This window comes from Oerskovia flava, assembly GCF_026163685.1.
GTDB lineage: Bacteria > Actinomycetota > Actinomycetes > Actinomycetales > Cellulomonadaceae > Oerskovia_A > Oerskovia_A flava.
Genome location: NZ_JAOXSR010000006.1, coordinates 122,195 through 134,895, shown reverse-complemented (window position 1 = coordinate 134,895; position 12,701 = coordinate 122,195). Strand labels below are relative to the sequence as shown.

12 protein-coding genes and 1 riboswitch are annotated in these 12,701 nt (G+C 71.5%); of the genes, 10 read left to right on the top strand and 2 right to left on the bottom strand.

Annotated features, from left to right (window positions below; all coding sequences use genetic code 11):
• The first annotated feature begins 14 nt into the window (after positions 1–14).
• The 10 genes from OHL10_RS11585 to OHL10_RS11540 all read left to right on the top strand — a co-directional run bounded on the left by OHL10_RS11585 (position 15) and on the right by OHL10_RS11540 (position 11,477).
• Complete coding sequence (locus OHL10_RS11585) at positions 15–1,268, top strand: LLM class flavin-dependent oxidoreductase (protein WP_265522375.1); 1,254 nt, start codon at positions 15–17, stop codon at positions 1,266–1,268.
• A 25-nt stretch (positions 1,269–1,293) separates the two neighbouring features.
• The gene (locus OHL10_RS11580) at positions 1,294–1,692 is read left to right on the top strand and encodes a rhodanese-like domain-containing protein (RefSeq protein ID WP_265522374.1); all 399 of its coding nucleotides are present in this window, start codon (positions 1,294–1,296) and stop codon (positions 1,690–1,692) included.
• Positions 1,689–2,282 carry a GNAT family N-acetyltransferase gene (locus OHL10_RS11575; RefSeq protein WP_265522373.1) on the top strand — a complete coding sequence of 198 codons (594 nt, stop codon included), beginning with the start codon at positions 1,689–1,691 and terminating at the stop codon, positions 2,280–2,282. The genes OHL10_RS11580 and OHL10_RS11575 overlap by 4 nt, the downstream gene beginning before the upstream one ends.
• Before the next feature lie 85 nt (positions 2,283–2,367).
• Entirely contained in the window at positions 2,368–3,483 is a 1,116-nt protein-coding gene (locus OHL10_RS11570; RefSeq protein WP_265522372.1) for an LLM class flavin-dependent oxidoreductase, read from the top strand.
• Between the two features lie 67 nt (positions 3,484–3,550).
• Positions 3,551–4,654, top strand: a complete 1,104-nt coding sequence (locus tag OHL10_RS11565) for an LLM class flavin-dependent oxidoreductase (protein ID WP_265522371.1) — start codon at positions 3,551–3,553, stop codon at positions 4,652–4,654.
• Between the two features lie 84 nt (positions 4,655–4,738).
• A riboswitch (SAM riboswitch) is annotated at positions 4,739–4,852 on the top strand.
• A 59-nt stretch (positions 4,853–4,911) separates the two neighbouring features.
• Positions 4,912–6,558 (top strand): ABC transporter substrate-binding protein, encoded by a 1,647-nt coding sequence (locus tag OHL10_RS11560; RefSeq protein ID WP_265522370.1) that lies wholly within the window; start codon positions 4,912–4,914, stop codon positions 6,556–6,558.
• Positions 6,559–6,643: 85 nt separating this feature from the next.
• A complete protein-coding gene (locus OHL10_RS11555; RefSeq protein ID WP_265522369.1) occupies positions 6,644–7,597 on the top strand; it encodes an ABC transporter permease in 954 nt (317 codons plus the stop codon).
• A gap of 28 nt (positions 7,598–7,625) precedes the next feature.
• Positions 7,626–8,588: an ABC transporter permease gene (locus OHL10_RS11550; RefSeq protein WP_265522368.1), complete on the top strand. Its 963-nt coding sequence runs from the start codon at positions 7,626–7,628 to the stop codon at positions 8,586–8,588.
• Entirely contained in the window at positions 8,585–10,243 is a 1,659-nt protein-coding gene (locus tag OHL10_RS11545; RefSeq protein ID WP_265522367.1) for a dipeptide ABC transporter ATP-binding protein, read from the top strand. The genes OHL10_RS11550 and OHL10_RS11545 overlap by 4 nt, the downstream gene beginning before the upstream one ends.
• Positions 10,244–10,259: 16 nt before the next feature.
• The gene (locus tag OHL10_RS11540) at positions 10,260–11,477 is read left to right on the top strand and encodes an LLM class flavin-dependent oxidoreductase (protein WP_265522366.1); all 1,218 of its coding nucleotides are present in this window, start codon (positions 10,260–10,262) and stop codon (positions 11,475–11,477) included.
• 66 nt (positions 11,478–11,543) lie between these two features.
• Here the strand turns inward: OHL10_RS11540 and OHL10_RS11535 are convergent, their stop codons facing one another.
• Both OHL10_RS11535 and OHL10_RS11530 read right to left on the bottom strand, forming a co-directional pair.
• Complete coding sequence (locus OHL10_RS11535; RefSeq protein ID WP_265522365.1) at positions 11,544–12,104, bottom strand: flavin reductase family protein; 561 nt, start codon at positions 12,102–12,104, stop codon at positions 11,544–11,546.
• Positions 12,101–12,697 (bottom strand): NADPH-dependent FMN reductase, encoded by a 597-nt coding sequence (locus OHL10_RS11530; protein WP_265522364.1) that lies wholly within the window; start codon positions 12,695–12,697, stop codon positions 12,101–12,103. Before OHL10_RS11530 ends, OHL10_RS11535 begins: the two co-directional genes overlap by 4 nt.
• Between the last annotated feature and the right edge of the window lie 4 nt (positions 12,698–12,701).

Sequence of the window (12,701 nt, the reverse complement as noted above, 5' to 3'; positions counted from 1 at the left end):
CAGAAGGGTTCACCATGAGCATCAGCGAGGCCTTTCCCCCGGGCGAGAGCGCGACGGCCCGCGTCCCCCTGTCCGTGCTCGAGCTCGCGACGGTGAGCGCCGGGTCGACCGGCGCCGCGGCCATCCGCGACGCGGTAGATCTCGCGCGTCGCCTCGACGAGCTGGGGTACGCGCGCATCTGGTTCGCGGAGCACCACCTGTCCCCGGGCGTGGCGTCGGCATCGCCGGCCGTGCTCGCCGCGGCGGTGGCTGCGCGCACCGAACGTCTCCGGGTCGGCAGCGGTGCCGTGCTGCTCAGCACGACGAGCCCGCTCGTGGCTGCCGAGCAGTTCGGCACGATCGCGGCTCTGCACCCCGGCCGGGTGGACCTCGGGATCGGACGTGCGTTCGCGCCGCCCGCGCCCGGCGACGGTGCGCGCGAGACCGGGCACCGGGACGCCCCGCCACCGCCTCCGCCTGCGCGGACGCCCGCGGGCGCCCGCGTCGTCGACGGCCTCTACGTCCCGGCCTCCCCGCCGAGCGACCGGAACGACTCGGTGCTGCGCGAGCGGATGCTCGCGCAGAAGCGCATCGTCGGTGCGGCGCGGACGCCGTCGGCGTTCCGGGAGGAGCTGGAGCTGATCCTCGGACTGCAGGCCGGGACCTACGCCGACCGGGGGACCGCGTACACGAGCCCGCCGGTGGAGGGCGCCGACCTCGAGGTGTGGGTGCTGGCGTCGAGCGGTGGGGAGAGCGCACGCGTCGCCGGTGAGCTCGGTCTGCCCCTGGCCGCGAACTTCCACGTCAGCCCTGCCACGACGCTGGACACGATCGCCGCCTACCGGGCGGCGTTCCGTCCCGGTGCGCTGCGGCGGCCCTACGTCGTCGTCTCCGCCGACGTGCTCGTGGCCGACACCCTCGACCGCGCCCGCTCGCTCGCGTCGCCGTTCGCGGACTGGGTCCTGTCCATCCGCCGTGGCGCCGACGGGGCGATCGCGTACCCGGAGCCCGGTGTCTCGGCGCGGTGGGAGGAGCGGCCCGAGCAGGAGCGCGAGCTCGTCGCGGACCGCGTGGACACCCGGATCGTCGGTGACCCGGCGTCCGTCGTCTCCCGGCTCGAGACGCTCCAGCGGGTGACGGGCGCCGACGAGCTGCTCATCACCACCGAGACGCACGACCCCGCGGACGCCCTCCGCTCCTTCGAGCTCCTCGCGGAGCACTGGGGAGCACCAGAGCTGCACCCGGGCACCGACGTGCGGGACCGATCCTTGACCACGGCTGCCCTCTGACACCCGACCACGAGAAGAGACGACCATGACCGATTCCATCCGCCCCGGCCAGGGTGGCACCCAGCCCGTGCTGCAGGCTCCCCGAGACGCCGGCGAACGTGTCGCCGGCGGTGCGCTCCTCGTCGACGTCCGGTCCGCCGGTGGTCGCGCCGCGCACGGGGAGATCCCCGGTGCCACCCTCGTCGACCGGGCAGACCTCGACGCGTTGTTCGGGCCGGCGGTCGCACCGGCCGTCGCGCTCGACACCCCGATCGTCGTCGTGTGCGGCTCCGAGCGGGGTTCCGGGCCGGTCGCGGCAGCCCTCGCGGAGCGCGGATACACGGACGTGACGCATGTCGACGGCGGATTCCCCGCCTGGAGGGATTCGGGCCTGCCTGCCGCCGCACCGGTCGCGCCGCCCGACGACGCGGCGGAGGACCGGTGAGCCTCCTCCCCGGGACGCGGAGCCACGTCGGGCACGTGGGCGAGCGTGGTCCTGCACCCCGCGACGTTTCGCGGACGACCGTCCGGCTGGCACGACCCAGCGAGCACGCCGACGTCGGCGCGCTGCTGGTGGACGCCTACACCCACGACTACACGATCTCCGCGGCGTATCTCGCGAGCCTTCGTGAGGTGGCGCCGCGCGCCGCGGAGCACGAGGTCTGGGTCGCAGCAGAGGCGCAGGCCCCGGGCTCGCAGCACGAGGCGCCCACGCAGCGGCTGCTCGGCACCGTCGTCACGCCGCGTGCTGGAGGTGCACCGCTGAGCCCGCTCGCACGTGCCGGAGAGCTCGACTTCCGGTTGCTCGGCGTCGCTCCCTCGGCGCGCGGGGGAGGGGTCGGCGAGCTTCTCACCCGCCATGTGCTCGCCCTGGCGCGTGAGCGCCGCTACCGGCGTGTCGTCATGAACTCCGGACCGCAGATGACCGGCGCCCACCGGCTGTACGCCCGGCTGGGCTTCCGGCGTCTGCCCGAGCGTGAGACACGCGTCGTGGACGGCGACGTCCGACTGCTCGCGTTCGGCATCGACCTCTGACCGGACCACAGCGACGCGTCGCCGCGTGCGTCACCGCACCACCCACCACCCGCTCATGACCAGAGCCCTGCACGAAGGAGACACCATGCCCGTCGAGTTTCTCGGAATCGCGACGACCAACGACGCCTCGGAGAGCGCCGAGCGCACCACCGCACTCTTCGACCCCGCGTACCTCGAGCGGATCGTCCGCGCGCACGAGGACAACGGGTGGACGCGTGTGCTGTTCGCCTACGGGTCGTCGGGCCCGGAGCCGGCGGCGCTCGCGGCCTACACCGCGTCGCGCCTGCAGTCGATCGAGCTGCTCCTCGCGCACAGGCCCAACGTCTCGTACCCGACGTACGCCGCGAAGACCTTCGCGACCCTCGACCAGCTCTCGGGCGGGCGACTGTCGGTGCACTTCATCACCGGTGGCAACGACCACGAGCAGCAGCGTGAGGGCGACACGCTCCCCAAGGACGAGCGGTACGCGCGCACCCACGAGTACATCCGTGTCGTCAAGCAGGCATGGGCGAGCGCGGAACCGTTCGACCACCACGGGCAGTACTACGACTTCGACGACTTCGTGCTCGACACGAAGCCGTTCGACGGTCGTACGCCGACCATCTCGTTCGGCGGGTCGTCCGACGCCGCGTTCCGGGTCGGTGCGGCCGAGGCCGACATCTACGCCGTCTGGGGTGAACCGCTCGAGCGGACCGCCGAGCAGATCGCACGCGTGCACCGGGAGGCGGACCGTGCCGGGCGCGCGACGCCGCCCCGCATCCATGCCGCGTTCAGGCCGATCATCGCACCGACCGAGGAGCTCGCGTGGGAGAAGGCGCACCGCGTGCTCGACCGCATCGAGGCCCGCAAGGCTGCAGCCGGTGGAGCCCTGAGCCGGCGGCACCCGATCGCCGCGCCGGAGAACGCCGGATCGCAGCGGTTGCTCGAGATCGCGGCGCAGGGTGACCGCTTTGACTCGGCGCTCTGGACCGCGACCGCGAAGGCGACCGGGGGGGCGGGCAACTCGAACGCGTTGGTGGGCACGCCCGAGCAGGTCGCCGAGGCACTCCTCGCGTACTACGACCTGGGTGTGCGCGTCATCTCCGCGCGCGGTTACGACCTGCTCGACGACGCGATCGACTTCGGGCGGTACGTCATCCCGCTGGTTCGAGAGGGAGTCGCACGGCGCGACGCGGAGGCGGAGGCCGACGCGGCAGCCTGACCTCGGCGAGGGGCCTCCCTTCCACCTCGCCACCTTCGGTACTCCTTCGACATCAGGAGAGTCACACGTGCGTTTTCAGGTCCTCGACATCGTCTTCAACCCTCCCCACCCGGTGACCGGCGAAGCGGTGCCGCCTGCGGACAGGTTGAACCGTGTCGTCGAGACGGCGGTCCTCGCCGAAGAGCTGGGTTTCGATTCGTTCGCGGTGGGGGAGCGTCACGCCGGGGAGGTGCTCTCCTCCGCTCCGACGGTGATCCTCGGGGCGATCGCGGTCCGAACCTCCCGGATCCTGCTGAGCACCGGGGTCACCGTGCTGTCCCTGCTCGACCCGATCCGGGTCGCCGAGGACCTCGCGACCGTCGACCAGCTGAGCCGGGGGCGTCTCGAGATCGTCATCGGCAAGGGGAACGAGGTATTGCAGTACCCCCTGCTCGGGCTCGACATCGACAAGCAGTACGAGTACCTCCAGGAGAACTACGAGCTCTTGCGTCTCCTGCTGTCCGAGGAGGACGTGACCTGGACGGGCCGCCACCGGCACGCTCTCGAGAACGCCACCACGCTCCCCCGCCCGTTCGACGGGCCGTTCCGGATCTGGCACGGTTCGGCGACGTCGCAGTTCGCCGTCGATCTCGCGGCGCGGTACGGCGACCCGATCGTCAGCGCCAACGCGCTGCAGCCGCGGGAGAACTACCAGGTCCTCATCGACCGGTACCGCGAGCAGTACACCGAGCGCGGGCACGACCCGGCGTACGCGTTCGTCGGATCCGGGTCGGGCGGGCTGTTCCTCGCCGACTCGACGGAGCAGGCGATCGAGCAGTACCGGCCGATCTACGAGGGCCAGGTGGCTGCTGCTGCGCGGCGCGGATACGGTCCGGACACGGTCGGCAAGGCGCCCAGCTTCCGGACGCTCGAGGAGTCTGTGGAGCGAGGTCCGGCACTCGTGGGGTCGCCGGAGCGGGTCGTCGAGAAGATCCTCGACTACCACGCAAGCTACGGGCACGACCTGCAGTCCGTGTCGGTCAATCACCTCCTCCCGCCGAGTCAGCAGGACGAGATGCTCCGTCGGTTCGCGGAGGAGGTCGTCCCGGCCGTCCGGGCGGAGGTGAAGACCGACCTCTGGGGCCCTGCCGACGACCGCCGGGCCAGGGGACTCGCACCGGCGTCGGTCTGAGGTTCTCCCGTACTCCCGTTCCAGCATGCGAGATCCCGGTCCCACTTCTTGACTCAAACAGTCCAGAAGGCTTGCCTGTGCGCAGGTGACGAGTGTCAGCACCAAGGCCCGGCTCGCTGACCAGCAACCCTTCGACGTGACGGGGTGCTCCGGGAGGGACCTGACCCCGCAGCTCCCGCTGCGGGGTAAGCACGGCCGCCACCCTGCGCGCCGAACGACCTGCCGGCTGCGCCGGTACACGAGGAGACAGCAGCACCATGAACCCCACATCTCTCCGCTCGCACGGCAGCACCGGTCGGCGGTCCCTGACCGCGGCAGCGACCGTCGCGGTCACCGGGCTCCTGCTCACCGGCTGCGGGGGCGCCGGCACGACCGAGCCGGAGTCCGCAGCGACCACCACGGCCACGGAGGAGCCGGTCGCCGGTGGCGACCTCACGTTCGCGATCACGGTCGACTCGCACTGCATCGACCCGCAGCAGGTGGGCAACAACGACGCCATCGCCGCCGCGCGTCAGACGGTCGCCTCCTTGACGGCGCAGGATCCCGAGACCGGCGAGATCCTGCCCTGGCTCGCGGAGTCCTGGGAGGTCGACGAGGACGCGTCGAGCTACACCTTCACCCTGCGCGACGACGCGACCTACGCCGACGGGACCCCGATCGACGCGGAGTCGGTGAAGACGAACTTCGACGCGATCGTCGCGCTCGGCGCGACCGCGTCGCTCGGCTCGCAGTACCTCGTCGGGTACGACGGCACGACGGTCGTGGACGAGAGGACGGTGACCGTCGACTTCGCCGAGCCGAGCGCGCAGTTCCTCCAGGCCACCTCGACCTTCTCGCTCGGTCTGCTCTCGCCGGACTCGGCGGAGCTCACCCCCGAGCAGCGGTGCGCCGGCGAGTTCGTCGGGTCCGGGCCGTTCGCCGTGCAGTCCTACACGCTCGACCAGGAGATCGTGCTCGAGAAGGTTCCCGGGTACGCGTGGGGCTCTGCCGCGAACGACAACACCGGTGAGGCCTATCTCGACACCGTCACGCTCAAGGTGATCCCGGAGGCGAGCGTGCGCAGCGGGAGTCTGCAGTCGGGTCAGATCGACGCGACGGCGGCGCTCTCGACGGTGGACCTCCCGCAGTTCGACGGCAACGGCTTCTGGTTGTCCTACCGGGCCAACCCCGGCGTCGTCTTCAACCTCTTCCCCAACGAGTCGAGCCCGCTCGCGGGCGACGAGGCGGTCCGTCGGGCGATCTCCAAGGGCATCGACCGTCAGCAGATCGCCGACACGGTCCTCAGCGAGCAGGACGAGCCCGCGACCGGAGTGCTGTCGCACTCGACGCCGCTCTACGAGGACATCGCGGACGAGCTGGAGTACGACCCCGAGGGTGCGCGGCAGATCCTCGACGACGCCGGCTGGGTCGAGGGCGCGGACGGTGTGCGGGAGAAGGACGGCGAGAAGCTCTCCACGACCGTGACCTTCTGGCAGGTCCCCGAGCCGCTCGAGCTGGTGCAGCAGCAGCTCGCCCAGATCGGCATCGATCTCCAGCTCCAGCACGTGACGGTCGCGGAGTCGCAGGCGATCAAGGAGAGCGGTGACTTCGACTTCGACTACTACAACCTCACCCGGGCGGACGCGGACGTCCTGCGGACGATCTTCTCGGCGAACGCCCGCAACGTCAATCAGCGCGACGCCGAAGCGGTGGACGACCTGTTGGACCGTTCCGCCGCGTCCACGGACGCCGCCGAGCGTCAGGAGCTCGTGACGGAGGCGTCCCGTCTCCTCGTCCAGCAGGGCCACGCGATCCCCGTGTACGAGCTGTCGACGACGATCGCCGCCGCCGACACCGTCCACGGACTGGCCTTCGAGGCCTCGTCGAGGCTCGACTTCTACGACGCCTGGGTCGACCAGGACTGACCGGCAGGTGCTCGTCCGGCCGCCCTCGCACGAACCGGCGGCCGGACGAGCAGGCACGCACCTGACGACGAAAGGAGCAACGGCCATGGGTCGCTACGTCCTGCGCCGAGCCGGACAAGGCATCTTCGTCCTCTGGGCGGCGTTCACGATCTCGTTCTTCATCCTGTACCTGCTGCCGAGCGACCCTGCGGCGCTCATGGCGAGCGGAGGCGGAGAGACCGACGCGGTCGACCCCGCCCTCCTCGCCGACCTCCGTGCGCAGTACGGGCTCGACCGACCGGTGCTCGTGCAGTACGCCGACGCCCTGTGGCACGCCGTCAGGCTCGACTTCGGGACCTCGTACTCGTCCGGCGCCTCGGCCGGGGCACTCGTGCTCCAGGCTTTGCCGGAGACGCTCAAGCTCACCGGTGCAGCGCTCGTGCTCGCCGTGCTCGCCGGGACCGGCCTTGCGTTGGCCAGCACCTTCCCCCGTGCCCGCTGGGTCCGCCAGCTCCTGTCGTCGCTCCCACCGCTCGGCGTCGCCCTGCCGACGTTCTGGGTAGGTCTGCTGCTCCTGCAGTGGTTCTCGTTCCAGATCCCGGTCTTCCCTGCCATCGGGAACGAGGGCGCGATCAGCCTCGTGCTGCCTGCCATCACCCTGGCGATCCCCGCGACGGCGGGGATCGCGCAGGTTCTCGCCCGCAGCCTGCGCGGGACGCTCACCGAGCCGTACGTCGAGACGGCACGGGCCAAGGGTGCCAGCCGTGCCCGCGTGCACTTCGCGCACGCGTTGCGCAACGCCGCGATACCCGCGCTCACCGTGCTCGGGGTCCTCGTCGGCGGCCTGCTGGCGGGCGCGGTCGTGACCGAGACCGTCTTCTCCCGTGTGGGCCTCGGACGCCTGACCGTCATGTCGGTCAACACGCAGGACATCCCCGTGGTCCAGGCGATCGTGGTGTTCTCAGCCTTGGTCTTCGTGGTCGTGACGCTCGTCGTCGATCTCGTCTACCCGCTGCTGGACCCTCGGATCGACGTGCGACGGACGGCGGTGACGGCATGAGCGCCGCGACCCCACGGAAGGACGACCGATGACAGCCACACGCGATGTCGACCAGGTGCTCGATGCACCGCAGGTACGTTCGCCGGAGGAGATCGAGATCGCCGACCGCGCCGACGCGCGGGCGATCATCCACGGTGGCGAGGTACGGGGCTCTCGAGGTGGCCGTGGTGCGCTGCGCTCCGTGCGGTACCTGGCCCGCAGGCCGGGCCTCGTCCTCTCGGGGCTCGTCGTCCTGCTGGTCGTCGCCTGGGCGCTGGTGCCGCAGATCTTCACGGCGCACGACCCGATCATCGGCGTCCCGGCCGACAGGTTGCAGCCACCCTCGGCAGCGCATCTGTTCGGCACCGACCACCTGGGACGCGACGTGTACGCCCGCGTCGTGCACGGCGCCTCCGTCTCGTTGCGGGCGACGGTCGTCGCGGTCGCCGTCGGGCTCCTCGGGGGTTCACTGCTGGGGCTGCTGGCGGGGTTCCTGCGCGGCTGGGTCGACGACGTGATCAGTCGTGTCGTCGACGTCCTGCTCGCGATCCCGAGCCTGCTCCTGTCGCTGGCCATCATCACTGCGCTGGGCTTCGGGACCGTCAAGGTCGCCGTCGCCGTCGGCGTCGCCAGCGTCGCGACCTTTGCCCGCGTGATGCGGGCTGAGGTGCTCCGCACGTCGACGTCGGTGTACGTCGAGGCGGCCCACGCGTCGGGCGTGCGCTGGTACACGGTGCTCCGCCGCCACGTCCTGCCCAACTCGAGCGGACCGGTCGTCGCGCTGACCGCGCTCGAGTTCGGCACCGCCGTCCTCGCGATCTCGGCGCTGAGCTTCCTCGGGTACGGGACGCCACCACCTGCGCCCGAATGGGGCTCGCTGGTCTCCGGCGGGCGGGACTACCTCGCGACCGCCTGGTGGCTGACGACGCTTCCCGGGCTCGTGATCGTCGCCGTCGTGCTGTCCGCGAACCGGATAGCCCGTGCGCTGGAGCAGACAGGAGACGAGTCGTGAGTGAACCTCTGCTGGAGATCGAGGGCCTCGAGGTCGGTTACCGCACCCGGGGCGGCGGGACCTATCGCGCGGTGCGGGGCGTGGACCTGACGGTCGCGCGCGGCGAGATCGTCGCGCTCGTCGGCGAGTCCGGATCCGGCAAGAGCACCCTTGCCCATGCCGCCCTGCACCTCCTGTCGCGCGGGGGGAGCGTCACGGCCGGGACGATCCGACTCGCGGGACGTGACCTGGGCGACCTGACCGACAAGGAGTGGGAGCAGGTCCGGGGCCGAGAGATCGGACTCGTCCCGCAGGACCCGACGGTCTCGCTGAACCCCGTCGCACGGGTCGGCGACCAGGTGGCCGAGGTCCTCGTGATCCACGGCGTCGCCCGTCGCAAGGAGGCGCGGCGACGGGCCGTGGAGCTGCTTCGACAGGCTGGAATCGACGACCCCGAGGCGCGCGCGCGGCAGTATCCTTCCCAGCTCTCCGGCGGTATGCGCCAGCGTGTGCTCATCGCGATCGCCATCGCGGCACGGCCGCGCCTCCTCGTCGCGGACGAGCCGACGAGCGCGCTCGACGTCACCGTGCAGCGACGGATCCTCGACCACCTCGACGGGCTGGTGCGTGAGCTCGGCACCGCCGTCCTCCTCATCACGCACGATCTCGGCGTCGCGGCCGACCGTGCCGATCGTCTCGTCGTCCTCGAACGTGGAGTGGTCGTCGAGGAGGGGCCGGCGGAGCAGGTGCTGCGTGATCCGCAGCACCCGTACACACGGCAGCTCATCGCTGCCGCGCCGAGTCTCTCGAGCGCGAGACTCGTCGTCGGAGGTTCGGTCGCCGAGTCCTCGCGGCCGGTGGGACGGCCCGACGGCAGCGTCCTCGCGGTGCGCGGGCTGCGCAAGGAGTTCCCGCTGCCACGCGGAGCCGCACGGCGGAGCCTCGTCGCCGTCGACGACGTGAGCTTCACGGTGCGCCGGGGTGAGACGTACGCGCTGGTGGGCGAGTCCGGGTCGGGAAAGAGCACGACCGCTCGGCTCGCGCTGCGGTTGGAGCGTCCCACGGCGGGGCGGATCGACTTCGAGGGTACGGACATCACCGACGTCCGGGGTCGTGAGCTGCGACGTCTGCGGAGAGGGTTCCAGGTGGTCTACCAGAGCCCGTACGCCTCGCTCGACCCCCGCTTCACCGTCGAGCAGATCATCACCGAGCCGTTGCGTGCTTATCAGGTCGGCTCCGCGTCGGAACGGGCGGACCGCGCGCGCTCGCTCGTCGACGACGTGGCGCTGCCTGCCGAGGTGCTGCGCAGAGGTGCGCGCGAGCTGTCCGGCGGACAGCGCCAGCGGGTCGCGATCGCCCGGGCGATCGCGCTCCACCCCGCGCTCGTCGTGCTCGACGAGCCCGTCTCCGCCCTCGACGTCTCGGTCCAGGCCCAGATCCTGGAGCTCCTCGTCCGGCTGCAGGCCGAGCACGGCCTCACCTATCTCTTCATCTCGCACGACCTCGCGGTCGTCCGGCAGATCTCGGACCACGTCGGCGTGATGCAGGCGGGGCGCGTCGTCGAGCAGGGGCGGACGGACGCGATCTTGCTCGATCCGCAGGAGACGTACACGCGGGAGCTGATCGCCGCCATCCCGGGACGGCGGGCACTCGCGGGACTGGAGGAGAGTCGATGACCTCTCTGCTCGAAGGATGAGCGTCCGACCGGGCGGCCGGGCGCCGTCGCCGGGCCAGGCTGCGCGTCGTCCGCTCGCCGTGCACTGGTTCCTCCCGACGTCGGGAGACGGCCGTGGGATCGTCGACGGTTCGCACGCCAAGGAAGAGCCCGGCCGGGCGAGCGCCTTTCGGCCACCGACGCTCGACTACCTCGAGCAGGTGGCGCTCGCCGCCGACCGGCTCGGGTACGAGGGTGTGCTCACCCCGACCGGAACGTGGTGCGAGGACGCCTGGTTGGTGACGGCGGCGCTCGCCCGCAGCACGCAGCGGTTGAAGTTCCTGGTCGCGCTCCGTCCCGGGCTCGTCTCCCCCACGCTCGCCGCGCAGATGGCCGCTACGTTCCAGCGGATGTCCGGGGGACGACTGCTGCTCAACGTGGTCACAGGAGGTGACGAGAACGAGATGCGGCGTTTCGGCGACTGGCTCGACCACGACGAGCGCTACGGCCGCACACGGGAGTTCCTCGACGTCGTCCGGGGTACCTGGGAGGCGTCGCCGTTCTCCTACGAGGGCGACCACTACCGGATCGCCGACGCGCGCGTCTCTGCACCGCCCGAGCCGCAGCCCGAGATCTACTTCGGCGGATCGTCGGATGCCGCTCTGCCGGTCGCGGCCGCCCAGGCCGACGTCTACCTCACCTGGGGGGAACCGCCCGCTGCCGCGCGCGAGAAGATCGAACGGGTACGCGACCTGGCAGCGGCGAGGGGGCGCTCCCTCCGGTTCGGTGTGCGGCTGCACGTCATCACGCGGGACCGGTCCGCGGATGCGTGGGAGACCGCGCAACGCTTCCTCGACGACCTCGGCCCCGAGCAGATCGTCGAGGCACAGCGGCTCCTCGGCTCCTCGGGTTCGGTGGGCCAGCAGAGGATGGTCGCCCTGCACGCCGGCGGTTCCCTTGCCGCGACCGGGCGCGCACGAGACCTGGAGATCCACCCGGGGCTCTGGGCTGGTGTCGGGCTCGTCCGCGGTGGCGCAGGGACCGCGCTCGTCGGCAGCCACGACGAGGTCGCCGACCTGATCGAGGAGTATCACCAGGCCGGCTTCGACGAGCTGGTGCTCTCCGGCTACCCGCACCTCGAGGAGGCCTACTGGTTCGCAGAAGGGGTGCGGCCCTTGCTGGACGCCCGCGGGATCACGTCGCGCGCCCGGCGACCGGGGACAGCCACGGCGCGCACGCACGCCGTGCCCTTCTGACCGTCTCACGGCCGGTGCGGGGCCGTAGGAGGGGAGCCCCCCGCTCCCGCTCCTACGGCCCCGGTCTCAGATGATCGAGTGATGCCCGATCCGGTGATACGCCCGGTCGTGGTAGACGAGCGGTGACCTGTCGGTCGTCGGCTCCGCGGTCCGGTCGCCGACGTCTGACTCCAGGGCGCGCAGCGACACGAGGTAGCTGTCGCCGACGGGTGTGCGTTGAAGGATCCGCCCGCGCACCCAGGCGAGCGCGCCGTCGATCACGGGTTCGCCTGACGCGAGACGTGACCATCCGCCGTCGGCGAACCGGTCGATCCCGCTGGTCGCGAACCGTGCCGAGACATCGTCCTGGTGGTCGGCGAGGAAGCTCACGGTCAGCGTCGTGGCAGCCGACACGGCCGGCCACGAGGACGACGTCGACGCGAGGGAGAACGCGAGCAGCGGGGGAGCCGCGGACACCGAGATCACCGAGGTCGCGGTGAACCCGACGAACCTGCCGTCGTGCTCGAGCGCGATGACGGCGACTCCTGCCGGATGCTGGCGGAAGACCGACTTGTACCTGTCCGGCGTCAGCTGCGGCTCGTCCTGCTCGGCGAGCAGGTGCTCCAGATGGGTCAGCTCGGTGGTCATCGTGCCACCCCCGCCACCTCGAGCGCGGGACGTGCTCCTGCGTCCGCGACGTCGGATCCGACGGTGCGGACGAGTGCCGGCCCTGCGCTCGTGAGCCAGCCGTCGACGACGCGGTCGAGGTCCGGGAGCTGGGACTCGACGATCGCGAGCGCGCGGGTCGGGACGGACGCACCGAGCTCCACCAGGAGCGGGCGCAGGTGGACCTCGGCGGCCAGGGAGTGCGCCGGGTTGCCCGACACGACCAGCGGGACCGCCACGACGCCGGCGAGTGCGTCCGGTCCGTACAGGTCGAGGAAGGACTTGAGCAGCCCGGTGTACGCGGCCTTGTAGACGGGCGTGGCGACCACGGCAACCGTCGCCCCGGCGAGCCGGGCGAGCGCTGCGTCGGCCGTCGGCCGGCTCGCCGCGTACAGCTCGTGGGCGAGCGGCGCGAGGTCGATGGTCGTGATGTCGGGTACGTCGAGGTGATCGGCGATCCTGCGGGCCAGGCTCTCGGCCGCTCGAAGGGTCCGGGAACCGGCGCGCGGGTTCCCGGACAGGACGACGACGGACCTCGTCGGCGGGGCGTCGGGTGATGGTGCTGGTGCGGTCATTCGT